At 46.6% G+C, this 12,770-nt stretch carries 9 protein-coding genes; 2 read left to right on the top strand and 7 right to left on the bottom strand.

What is annotated here, in order from left to right; translation table 11 throughout:
- Positions 1-314: 314 nt before the first annotated feature.
- From BLS65_RS15735 to BLS65_RS15760, 6 genes are all read right to left on the bottom strand, one after another.
- Positions 315-1,724 (bottom strand): efflux RND transporter periplasmic adaptor subunit, encoded by a 1,410-nt coding sequence (locus tag BLS65_RS15735; protein ID WP_092440724.1) that lies wholly within the window; start codon positions 1,722-1,724, stop codon positions 315-317.
- An 18-nt stretch (positions 1,725-1,742) separates the two neighbouring features.
- Positions 1,743-3,185 carry a TolC family protein gene (locus tag BLS65_RS15740; protein WP_092440726.1) on the bottom strand — a complete coding sequence of 481 codons (1,443 nt, stop codon included), beginning with the start codon at positions 3,183-3,185 and terminating at the stop codon, positions 1,743-1,745.
- Positions 3,186-3,230: 45 nt separating this feature from the next.
- Complete coding sequence (locus tag BLS65_RS15745; RefSeq protein WP_092440728.1) at positions 3,231-7,046, bottom strand: efflux RND transporter permease subunit; 3,816 nt, start codon at positions 7,044-7,046, stop codon at positions 3,231-3,233.
- Between the two features lie 150 nt (positions 7,047-7,196).
- A complete protein-coding gene (locus BLS65_RS15750; protein ID WP_092440730.1) occupies positions 7,197-7,550 on the bottom strand; it encodes a heavy-metal-associated domain-containing protein in 354 nt (117 codons plus the stop codon).
- A gap of 110 nt (positions 7,551-7,660) precedes the next feature.
- Positions 7,661-8,077: an HYC_CC_PP family protein gene (locus tag BLS65_RS15755; protein WP_092440732.1), complete on the bottom strand. Its 417-nt coding sequence runs from the start codon at positions 8,075-8,077 to the stop codon at positions 7,661-7,663.
- 166 nt (positions 8,078-8,243) lie between these two features.
- Positions 8,244-8,522 carry a hypothetical protein gene (locus BLS65_RS15760; protein ID WP_125869911.1) on the bottom strand — a complete coding sequence of 93 codons (279 nt, stop codon included), beginning with the start codon at positions 8,520-8,522 and terminating at the stop codon, positions 8,244-8,246.
- A 393-nt stretch (positions 8,523-8,915) separates the two neighbouring features.
- Between BLS65_RS15760 and BLS65_RS15765 the strand changes: the two genes are divergently transcribed.
- Positions 8,916-9,356 carry a hypothetical protein gene (locus tag BLS65_RS15765; RefSeq protein ID WP_092440736.1) on the top strand — a complete coding sequence of 147 codons (441 nt, stop codon included), beginning with the start codon at positions 8,916-8,918 and terminating at the stop codon, positions 9,354-9,356.
- A 131-nt stretch (positions 9,357-9,487) separates the two neighbouring features.
- Positions 9,488-11,695, top strand: a complete 2,208-nt coding sequence (locus tag BLS65_RS15770) for a TonB-dependent receptor (RefSeq protein ID WP_092440738.1) — start codon at positions 9,488-9,490, stop codon at positions 11,693-11,695.
- A gap of 865 nt (positions 11,696-12,560) precedes the next feature.
- Here the strand turns inward: BLS65_RS15770 and BLS65_RS15775 are convergent.
- Positions 12,561-12,770: ATP-binding protein (locus BLS65_RS15775; protein ID WP_170830166.1), on the bottom strand; the 210-nt coding region annotated here is incomplete at its 5' end.

The raw sequence follows: 12,770 nt of genomic DNA on the forward strand, positions 1-12,770 counted from the left end.
GCTCAAGCGGAGTAAATCAGGATAGCTCGTCCCGGTTGCTTTCAGCTGTCGGACATAGTAATTTACCGTATTGCGGTGTATGGCTAAACTTGAAGAACAGCTGCGGTTGCTTTCTCCTTTGCTTTTTAACTGAATTAATTGTCGTACATCCATGATATCTATCTTCTTTGCGGCCATATCCCTGATTTAAGTTTCAGCGATAAGATAGAAATCATTCCTTTCAAGAGCCTAAATGCACCTAAAAAAGTGGCACAACTTCGACCGAAACGCCTGGCACAACTTGAACCGAAATGGGTGGCACAACTTCGACCGTTTTATCTACACATGTCACAGTTTCCAAAAACCTTAATCATCTTATGCTCCAGTGCAATGTGTTTCGATTCTGAGCCTAGTTTGATGGAGGCGTGTTTATCAACTTTATCGGAACTATTACCCATATCCATGCCGGGCATGCTGCTTGTAGATACTTGGGTTCCCTCCGTGTTCATCATACTGGGTTTACCCTCGAGCTGTGCGGCAGCATCCACGCTAAAGGCTCCCTGTGTTACCAGCGCTTCGCCCTCCTTGAGCCCACTTTCCACAATGTAGCTGTTGCCGAGGGCGGGTCCAAGCACTATTTCTCTCACCTTGAAGATGGGTTCGTTGGAGTTGGCCAACTTCACGTAAACAATGGAGCGCTTGCCAGTCCAAAGCACCGCCGAGCGAGGAATAATCATTTTATTCTTATACTGGGCAAGGTTGGCTGCAGCCATTCCTGTGATAAACATCTCCGGTTTAAGTATGCCGTCTCGGTTGCCTACCTCCACCCTAACCTTTGCCACTCTGTTGGTGGGATCGATAACCGGATCGATAAAGGTAATGGTGCCGGCAAATAATTTTCCGGGTATAGCCTGCACCGTAAAGGTTATCTTATCGCCTTGGCTTAGGAATGGAAGATCGCTCTCATAGGCATCGAACAACGCCCAAACCGACGAAAGATCGGCAATATCAAACAGCGCTGAGCCCTTGGAAATGTAGTCGCCATTGTTCACTTTCCGTGCTGTCACAATTCCGGAAGTGTTCGAAACCAGCTCGAAGTTGGTTTGCACGGTACCGGATTTTTCCACCTGTGCTATCTGAGTTTCGGTTAGCTTCCACTGGCGCAGCTTCCCCTTTGCTGCCTCGTAAATTTCCGGTTGGCTCTGCTTTGTATTGGCCGCTTCGAGCAACTCCTGCTGAGCGGTAACCAAGTCGGGCGAATAGATAAGCGCCAGCGGTTGACCCTTACGCACTGTTTCGCCAGTAAAATTGACCAATAATTTTTCAATTCTGCCAGGAATATGAGCCACCTGACTCTGGAGCAAACGCTCATCGGCCTGCACCTTTCCGTAAAGGCGCACTTCCTTAATGGGTTTTTGGCGGGTAACCATAGTTGTTTGAACGTTGGCAAGTTCGGCGGCCTCCTTAGTAAATTGGATAGCTGCGGGATCGACGGACACGTTTCCTCCCTGATTTAAGGGGATAAGTTCCATGGCACAGATGGGACACTTTCCGGGCTTATCCTTGCGTATTTGCGGATGCATGGAGCAGGTCCATATGGTGGATTGCATTGCTTCATGCTCATGTGCATGCTCATGCGTTGGGGTAGGCGCATTTGACGAATGAAACAGTAGCCAACCAATAAAAATACCACCTAAAACCAGTAGACTATAGCGAATGGGGTTGTTTGCAAATATCTTCTTCATGAGATAAATTTTTCAAGTTTACTGAATGGGCGAAAATGCCATTAACCTTTTAATCCAAGCGGTAGCGGTGTTGTAATCGGCCACGGCCTCCACCTGCTTAAGCTCATAGTCGAGGGTTTGCAGCCGCACGCGCAAAATGTCGGTTAGGAGCGATTCGGACGCCGAGAATCGCGTAACCATAATTTCAAGCGTTCGCTGAGCCAAGGCACTCTGGGCTTTGTAAAGGGTAATTCTCCGTTCGGCATCCTGATATAGCTGCATAGCCTCATAGTATTCCGTTTGAAGAGCGTTGGCCGCCGTGCTGTAACTTTGCTCGGTAGCGGTTTGTTGAAAAACTGCCTCTGCCTGCATTGCCCTATACTTTTTACGATAGATGGGTAGCGTAACCGTGACCATTGGCATCAACATATCCTTACCGTTCATGGAGGAGTTAGACATTGGATTTTTACTAATCACCGTATAGTTCACTCCAAGGCCCACCATAGGGTAACCCATCCGAGACACCATCCTTTTGCGAGCTTCCAGCGATTGTTTTTCGTAGCTGAGCATGCCGAGCATGGGGTTATTTGCCAGCATACTGTCCGATGCAGCAATAAGCGAAATGCCCAGCGTATCGGGCACAAGCGTATCGGAAAGAAAAATAGCCGACTCCATGGAGCGATTCAGGTAGCTGTTGAACTTTGCCGTAACCGTTCTGCTTTGGTTCTGGAGCAAGGAAATGCTGTTTTCAAGGTCACCAATTTCTATTTGGATACGGTAAACGTCGGCCAAGTCCGACCCCCCCGAAGAGGCTCCCATACTGCTACTCGCCATGCCCGATGAGGTCGATGGCGATGCTGAATTAGCGGAATTCCCTCCCATCGAGCTGCTCATTCCTCCCGAGGCGGATGCGCTGCTTGAATTTGCCTTTAAAGAGTTGCTTTGTGTTGAAGCAGCACTTCCTGATGATGATTTAAACTTCACCAAAGTAAGGCGTTCAATGGCGCGCATCAGCTCCACATTCCGTTGCGATATACTTATATTCTGACGAATCCGCTGATACTCGTAGGCAGTTCGCTGCACATCGAAAAAGAGTTGGAGCTTGGCTTCGCGCAGCGATTCAAACTTAGCCTTAGCCATTAAGCTCATTTCGTCTTTTGCCGATTTTAAAACTCCAAACCAAGGAAACATCTGCATCAGCCTAATATCTGCAACTTGGTTGCCACTGAGCACCTCCATGGGGCTAAGAAATATGCCAATGCTCAAATCGGGGTCGGGCAAGCTACCCACCTGCGGAACCTTTTGCAATGCCGCCTGATACTCGTTATACTTTTGCACGATGCCGGGATTGTTTCGGGCTGCAAGGTCGAGGTATACTGCCAGCGAATCGGATTGTGAATATGCTGGTAGAAATAAACACAAGTATGTAGCAATTAAGGCTACGGTATATTTATGTCGATTATTTTTTCGGTTCGTTATCATCTTTTGTTGGCTTTATAAAGTAGTTCAACTTTACCTGTATTGCGTTTACTTCCTTTTCAGCGCATATTCTCGCCACATTGACTGAAATAAGGGGACAACAAAAATTGTCATAAGCTGAATAATCATACCACCAAAAGCGGGTATGGCCATTGGAACCATAATATCGGCACCTTTACCAGTTGAGGTGAGCACCGGAAGCAGCGCAATCACAGCCACAGCGGTGGTCATCATAGCCGGGCGAACGCGTTTCTTTCCGGCAAGCACAACCGCCTCCCTAACCTCCTTAACGGTTGAAGGATTATTCTCCTCAAACACCTGATGAATATAGGTTCCCATAATTACCCCGTCGTTGGTAGCAATACCAAACAGGGCAATAAATCCAACCCATACTGCCACGCTAAGGTTTATGGGGTGCATCTGGAACATATCGCGGATATTAACTCCAGCCACGTCAAAGTTCATAAACCACCCCTGACCATATAGCCACAGCATGATGAATCCACCAGCAAAGGCTACAAAAACTCCTGAAAAGTGAATGAATGAAGCCGTTATGGTTTTGAACTGAAAGTAGAGAAGTAGGAATATCAATAGAAGGCTGATGGGGATTACAATTGCCAGCCGCTTGGTGGCACGAATTTGGTGCTCGTAGTTTCCTGCAAACTTGTAAGATACTCCCGCATCGAGCGTTAATTCGCCCAAATCGAACTTCTTTTGAAGGGTAGCCGCTGCTTGCTCCACCACATCAACTTCGGCCATGCCATCCACCATATCGAAAATTACGTAGCCAACCAAGAATGTATTCTCGCTGCGTATCATCTGTGCCCCGCGAGTATAATCAAGGTCGGCAATTTCGCCAAGCGGTATTTGAACCCCGTTCATGGATGGAATAAGTATGCGCTTCATATCGTCAGGGTTGTCGCGCAGTTCGCGGGCATACCTAACGCGCATAGGAAAACGTTCGCGCCCCTCCACCGAGCTGCTCAGGGCCATTCCTCCTACAGCCACCTGAAGCACCTCCTGCACATCGCTCACGCTCATACCATATCGAGCCATGGCCTCGCGGTTCAACTTTATTTCGATGTAAGGCGCACCAACGGCTCTATCGTAGAATACCGATGAGGCCTTAACCGATGGGACATCTTTCAGCGCCTGCTCAAAGAGTAATCCGGCTTTCTCAATAGTCTCCAAGTCGGGCCCATACACTTTTAATCCCATGGGAGCCCTCATACCAGTGGAGAGCATCACCAAGCGCGCCTCAATGGGCTGTAGCTTGGGCGCCGAGGTTAGCCCTGGAATGTTCGTTACCTTCACTATCTCGTTCCAAATATCCAGCGGTTTTTTTATCGACGGCCGCCACTGGCGGAAATATTCACCGCTGCCATCGTGCAACAGGCTATCGGTCGGAATTACTCTAAACGACTCCTTGGTGGGGTTGTACTTTTCACCATTAATGAGCAGATAGCTTCCGTCTCTATCCACTTTAAAGCGCATCCTATGACCATTCTCATCCAGAATATATTCGGGACGGTAATTAATGGTATTCTCAAACATCTGAACAGGTGCCGGGTCGAGGGCAGAGTTTACACGGCCCCACTTACCCACAGCCACAGCCACCTCTGGAATATTAGCCAAACGCTTATCGAGTATTTCGATATACTCAAGATTCTTTTCGATGCTGGTATGGGGCATGCTGGTGGGCATAAGCAGGAATGAACCTTCGTTGAGCGAGGGCATAAACTCCTTACCTGTGCCGGGGAATGTGCTAACGGCACCTTGCCAAGCGGAAGTCTGTCGGAAAGTTTTCCACCCCGCCTTTTCGGCTCCGGTTGCTACAAACCCAAATATTCTATCGAATCCTTGCCAAACCATTACTCCAAAAAAGAGGGTGAAGGCCGGAAGCAGGAGAAATTTCCATTTGTTGCGCAAGCCCCAGCGCAAAACGGGCTCATAGAAATGCACCATGGTCATTAGAACCGTAAGAATGGTAGCCACAATTCCGGTAACAAACAGGTAGTTTACAAGGGTGCTGTTGTGTGCACCCAAAGGCAGCCACTCTATGGAGAGGTAGTAAACCGCCACCAGCACCGTGATGGCAATATTAATGTAGTTGGGGAACTCCTTGCGTTTTTCGGGCCAACGATAATCGAGCAGGTTGTTTATTCCAACGGCTACCAGCGCCAAAATAGGCCAGCTGTGCCAAAGAATGGCCAAAACAACTCCCGCCGCAATTAGCACTCCATTAAATATCCTGCGGGCTTTCTTTGTGTCGATACGTATATTGAAGAAGAGGTAAACCAATGTGGGAAGCACTACTATTCCCAGCACAAAAGCGGAAATGAGCGCGAACGTTTTGGTGAAGGCTAGGGGGTGAAAGAGCTTACCCTCGGCCGCCTCCATGGCAAATACGGGCAGGAAGCTTACTATGGTTGTTGCAATGGAAGTAACAACAGCCGCGCGAACCTCGGTGGTGGCAAGGTAAATTACCGATATCAACTTCTTGCCTCTAATATCTTTATTCTCGGGCATCTCCAAATGCCGCAAGATGTTCTCCACATCCACTATGCCTATGTCCACCATTACCCCAATGGCAATGGCAATACCCGAGAGGGCCACAATGTTTGCGTCCACTCCAAAGAAGTGCATTAAGATGAACGTCATGAGGACTCCAATGGGCAGCAGCCCGGCCACAATGAGCGAAGCCCTGAGGTTTAGCACCAGCACAATAATAACGATGATGCTAATAAGTATTTCGTGCGATAGCGCCGATTCGAGGGTGCCAATAGTCTCCTTGATGAGCCCAGTTCGATCGTAAAAGGGAACAATGGTCACCTTCGATACGCTACCATCAGCTAGGGTTTTCTGCGGCAATCCCGCCTCAATCTCTTTAATCTTATTCTTTATATTGGTGATTACCTCCATTGGGTTGGAACCATACCGGGCCACCACCACTGCACCCACCGCTTCGGAGCCGTCCTTATCGAGCCCACCGCGGCGAGTTGCTGGACCAAAAGAGGTGTGGGCAACATCCTTAATGCGCACTGGGATATTGTTGCGCACTGCAATTACAGAGCCTTCGAGATCGTCTAGATTCTTAACATAACCCAAGCCACGGACAATATACTCTACGTTGTTTAACTCCACCGTTTCGGCGCCAATGTCGAGGTTGCTCTTACGCACCCCATTCATCACGTCCATAACGGTTACACCATACGCCTTAAGGGCTTCGGGGTTTATATCTACCTGATACTCCTTTACAAACCCACCTACCGATGCAACCTCCGAAACTCCTTCGGCGGTAGCCAAACCATACTTTACGTAAAAATCTTGTATGGTGCGCAACTCCTGTGGATTCCATCCCCCGTTAGGCTTGCCGGTTTTGGGATCGCGTCCCTCTAGCGTATACCAATAGATTTGACCGAGAGCCGTAGCATCGGGACCAAGTGTAGGGGTAACCCCGGCAGGCAATGTTCCGGAGGGGAGCGAGTTGAGCTTTTCAAGAATGCGCGATCGACTCCAGTAAAAATCGACCTTATCGTTAAATATTACATAGATGAACGACATGCCAAACATGGAAGTGCTGCGTACAGTCTTAACCCCCGGTGTACCAAGCAGTGCTGATGTTAAAGGATAGGTTATCTGGTCTTGGATGTCCTTGGGAGAGCGGCCCATCCACTCGGTGGCAACAATTTGTTGGTTGTCGCCAATGTCGGGAATAGCATCAACCGGTATGGGATTACGCGGCATGAAGCCGGTGTTCCAGCTGAAAGGAGAGTATACTACCCCAAAAACCACAAAGGTGATGAGGAAGATAAAGGTTATCAGCCGGTTTTCGAGAAAATATTTAACGAGTCGATTGAACATAAGATCAAGTTCAGAATCCACCAGTTGGCAGAAAAGTTTTGATGATGTACAAAAGTTGAAAAGGGAAAAGATGAGGTAATTTGAAGGGGAGCGACAATGAGCATTGAGTTCATTGTCATTCTCCAATATTCAAATCACCTCATTTTCAAATTATCGATACTTGCAGCAACCAGGAAGAGCATCATAAACCTTAGCGTCGGCCTTGTATTTCTCGGTGTCGTGTCCCACGGCGGCAATCTTTTTCTGAATTGCATCGCTGGTTACCTTCGCTGGGTCATAAACTATTGTTAGCAACTTCGTTTCATCGCTCCATTCGGCTTTCGAAACACCTTCCACTTTGGCTGCCTTCTCGATACGGGTTTTACACATACCGCATTTGCCCGAGACTGTAAACGATTCTGTTTTGGTGGCAACCACCTTCGATTGATCCTGTGTTTGTGCAAACGAAGTTGCACCTAATGCTACCACAAAAAGGGTAGCGATGAATAACTTTACTGTTCTCATAGTTGTAAGAGTTAATGTTATACAAATATTTAACAACATCACATTGGCATTGTTTGGCCGATAAGCATAATATGCCGTCAGCTAGGAAATAACTAGAGAAGTAAAGGGTATCAAATACGAAGAATACAAATATCTAAAAGATCCACAGCGCTGATAGGTATATGGCCAGGTGGGATAACACTTGTACGAGTGGAGAAATGGAAATTTGTTATGCGCAAAAGATAATCGCTAGGGGCTATGAACACCTGAGCAAGCTGCTTCGAAAGCACCTTAAACTCGAATGAGGATGGGCTATAGTTGCTATCGACCGAATAAACTGCCACCTCGTTTTGGCAGCAGGTGGAAGAAATCTCGTGTTGTATTGGGCAGGTGTTTTCGTTGCTCTCCATGCCACAGGAACCAATGGTACCCGAGAAGGAATACTTTACGTCGGCTACCTCCCCACCACAGATATGTGTGGCCTTGGAAAAGTGCATCCCCGAAAGGAGGATTAGCGCAGCGAATAGTATGGAGAGAATTTTTTTCATTAATAACCTAAACAGTAACTGACCAATTATGTTGCATCAGCATAGCTAAAATAGCAAAACAAGGCGATGGCGTAAATATATGGTAAATATATTTATTGCGGCAATCAGGCCATTCAAGTCGAAAATTGGATGTTTCAACAGAATGATCCTAAACACTGCCTGTCACCTACAGGTTAATCCCAGCCGAAATCTTAAAGAAGAAATTGTTGCCCTGTTTCTCGAAGGCGTATGGACCCATGCGATAGAAGGCATATACACCAATGCTTTGTATGAAATTCTGGCTGCCGCCCTTTATCTTCTGGAGAAGGATCATTGCGGGGCTTAAGAGGTTCTCCACACCCAATCCAACTTCGTAAAGCCCTTTGTCCATGGTGCGGAATGGATAAACTAAGTGTCGCTCGATGTAGCTCATCTGTCCTGCGCCCATGTTTGCGGCTACCATCACGCGAGGGCTGAAGTATTTATTTTTGAATAAGTGACGAATCTGAAATAATTACAGAGTGGGTGTAATGGCTACAATCGTGGGTCCACCCAGTCAACTAAGGTTACTGGGATAGCCACTCGCACCAAGGAAAGATTAGTTGTTAATTTCCAGATCGATTGGAGCGTGTAATGATGATGTGCCGTTAGGAAAGTGAACCAACCTTTCCTGCCGATTTTACTAAGCACAAGGCTGCTCTTGCTAATTTTCACAATCAGAACCTTCGAGCCGAAACCTTCGGAAAGTAGCCTTTTTTTTATTCAACTGTTATTTTTGGACAGTAGAGAAAACTTTTATATCATACTAACGTTATAAACCATGTAGTTTTATACTTATTTTAACTCCTCTAACATTAAGATGAAGATTATAAGAAAAATAGTTGCTATTCAGATGGCTATAATGGTAGCGCTCACTTCTGGTGGATTTACCGTTTTCTTAAATCTTTGTGGATGCACCCAGGAGGTAACACTATCGATTCTCTCTACACCGGAGGCATGCTGCGGCACTCAACTATTGTGTGATACAGAAAGCAACTCGACTCATGGAAACCTAATTGGCGAAGAGAATTGCTGCAAAACCATTACCAGCTACCAAAAGCTTAGCGAAACTACTGCTCCTTGTAGTGTTGCCCCTATATTTGCGGACGTAACTACTCTTCTCAACGGTATTACGCATGATGAGCCTAGCAGTAATAAGATAGAAGTTACCTCAATAAAACCGCCTCCTCTCATACGAAGCGGGAAACTGCTTGTACTATTCCTCAACAATCCCAAGATTCCAAGTCATCAAATTGGTTAACCCTAATTTTCGGTTGAGTGCTTAACCGTGGATTGAGATTTACTATGCCTGTGTAGTAGGCATAGGTATTAGTCCGTTGGTTTACACCGCCGAACTATTCACCAAACCAATTTTAATTTCTTGGAAGAAAAATGAAAACAATAGTTGGATTTCTGGGCTTAATGGCCCTCACTATAACAATACAAGCCCAAAACATTACGGGCACCGTTTACGAACCCAGTAGCGGCGGCAAATTGCCCCTACCTGGTGCCAACATTCACTGGGTTGGCACCCAAATGGGAACTGCTACAGATGGCAATGGACAATTCACACTACCACGCGCCGAACATGTTCATATGCTAGTGATAAGCCATATTGGATATGCTGTCGATACCCTTCATGTAGAGCATACCACCTCAACCGTAGAGCACACCATGGAATCAGCGGTGCAGATTGCCGAAGTGGTTATTACCCAACGCGAAAGTGGTGCCCACTTCTCGAGGGTGGCATCCATTCAAACCCAAACCATTACCGGAGGAGAACTAAAAAGGGCAGCATGCTGCAACCTCTCCGAGAGTTTTGCTACCAATGCTTCGGTGGATGTTAACTACAGCGATGCCGTTTCGGGAGCCAAGCAAATTCAGCTGCTCGGCCTATCGGGTATCTACTCGCAGCTTATGATTGAAAATATTCCCACCCTGCGCGGGCTCGGAACAACTTACGGACTCAGCTATGTGCCAGGAAGCTGGATGGAAAGCATTCAGGTCTCGAAGGGCACATCGAGCGTGGCCAACGGATTTGAATCCATTACAGGACAGGTGAACGTGGAGTTTAAAAAACCCTTAGACAAAGAGCGATTACTTGTTAACGGATACACTAACTCCGAAGGAATGAGCGAAGGAAACATCGATCTGGGCATGAAAGTCTCCGACAGTTGGAGCACCAGGCTCTTCTTTCACTCGGAGTATGGCGACAGGCGCGTGGATCACAACCACGACGGATTTCTAGACCATCCGTTGGTAAATCAAAACCACATCTTCAACCGCTGGTTTTACAACAAGGGAAGTCTCGAATCGCAAATATGGCTAAAGGTGCTCGAAGAGGAGCGAACCGGAGGGCAAACCGCCTTCCGCCGCGGTCAGGTGAGCAATAACCTTAACCCTTACGGCATTACCATTGATACCCGTAGAGTTGAAGGGTTCTTTAAAATGGGCTACATTTTTGAACGTCCCGGAACGAGCCTAGGATTCACCTCCACAGTTTCGAACCACGACCAAGATAGCCGCTTTGGACTTAACACCTACAACGGTGAGCAGAACAGCTACAACGGTAACCTGATATTACTGTCGTTTATTGGAAATACAGCCCACCAGTATAAAGTTGGAGTAAATGCTATTGTGGACGATTTTACACAGACGATGAATTCCATCGCCGACAACTACACCGAGTATACACTTGGTGCTTACGGAGAATACACCTACAAACCTAGTGAGCATTTCACGGTATTGGCAGGATTACGCGCCGATAACAGCAGCAAATACGGACTATTTGCTACACCTCGTATGCACATGAAGTGGGATATTAACGACTTATTCACCGCGAGAGGTTCGGTAGGTAAAGGCTACCGCTCACCCGTGGTTTGGGCCGAAAACAGCAACCTGCTTGCCACCTCGCGAATCATTACCGTTGGCGCTGTTAAGCAAGAGGAGGCCGTAAACTATGGTTTAAATGCCACTTGGCGCCCTTGGATTGGCTCGGCGCAGATGACCTTAAACTTCGACATTTACCACACCCAATTCTTAAACCAAATGGTGGTAGATCTATACCAAAGTGCCGGCCAAGCACAAATTTACAACCTCAATGGGCGCTCATACTCCACCAGCGCACAGGTGGAAGCCACCTACGTTCCCGTAAAGGGGCTTTCGGTAACCACTGCATTTCGTATAAACGACGTGGAGACAACCTACAGCGGTGAGCTGAAGGTGAAGCCACTGGTGAGCAAATACAAGGGACTCTTCACCACCAGCTACCGTACCCCAAAATACGGTTGGCAGCTAGACTACACCGTGCAGCTGCACGGCGAGGGCGAACTCCCCTACACCGGTGATCTTCCCGCCGAACACCAGCGCGGCAGCATGTTTCCATCCTATATCATCCAAAATATACAGATTCAGAAACTATTCAACCGCTTCGATCTATATGTAGGAGTCGAAAATCTTGGAAACTACATGCAGGAACACCCCGTGGTAGCACCAACCATGCCCTACGGCAGCCACTTCGATGCAGCTACCATTTGGGGCCCAATTACCGGAATAAAATACTATGCCGGCTTTAGGTTCACCCTAGAACGTCCAGAATAGCAGCCATTAAAAAATAAACCCCGCCCATCCCTGTACTAGAGATGGGCGGGTTTACAGTAAGTGGCATCATACTCCTATGGAACCATTTAATCTACACATCAACTTGTGCAAGACCGCTGCAGTGCCTCTTTGTTGAAAAAATAATCCACATATCCCTAATAGCAACTTTATATACGGTGTATAATTTGCATTTAAGCATGGAAAAGAAACCGACCGTAGGATTTACCGACCTGACGCTATCACGAGGAAAGATCAAGGAAGATTTCTTGCACCAGATTAACCTTCGGATAGAATGAAGCCTCATCTCCAACCTCACAAACATTATCAGCAAAGGGCAGACAAGGGTAGAGCGAACCTTTGGATCGATTCGAAGCTGGTTTAGGGGAGGTACTTCCCGGCATGTAGGGCTATAAATAATGCAAACGCAGTAACTTACTGAGGCCAAGGCGTACATCTTTTACCAATCACCCAGAATAGCTATGTCATAAACGAGCAATAGGTCAAAAACCTCGCCTAAGTGTGAAAGCCAAGACCAACATTGGAGATAAAATGAAGTTTTTCACCTCGAAAAAGTGCTCTTAAGTTTAAATCCCAAAGAAAAATGAATTTACTTCCATTTGCAACGGACCCAAATGGCCTAAAACACTAAATTCTTACTCATAGAAACGTCTTAATAAATACCAACTAATAGGGATTTCAGACACCAAAGCATCATTATAGTTTTGCAAAGTGAATTTGTAATAACCAAAAAGCAAAATAATGATGAAGAAACAATTCCTTTTAGTCGTATTGATATTTCGGTGATATTGTGCCACTTGTTTCGGTGATATTGTGCCACAAAAAAAGGATGATTTCGTGACCAAATTTATGAATTAATTTGAGTTTTTTTCATCTTGTTTTTTCTCATTGACTCTCCTGTTAATTCAATGCGATGTGAAGAGTGAACCATGCGGTCTAGAATTGCATCGGCAATGGTTCCTTCGCCAATTGTTTCATGCCAGTTTTTTACTGGTATCTGTGCGGCAATGATAATAGAAGTCTTGTCATATTTCTGTTCAACGATATCCATTAGGGC

Origin of the sequence: Williamwhitmania taraxaci (genome assembly GCF_900096565.1) — a bacterium.
GTDB lineage: Bacteria > Bacteroidota > Bacteroidia > Bacteroidales > Williamwhitmaniaceae > Williamwhitmania > Williamwhitmania taraxaci.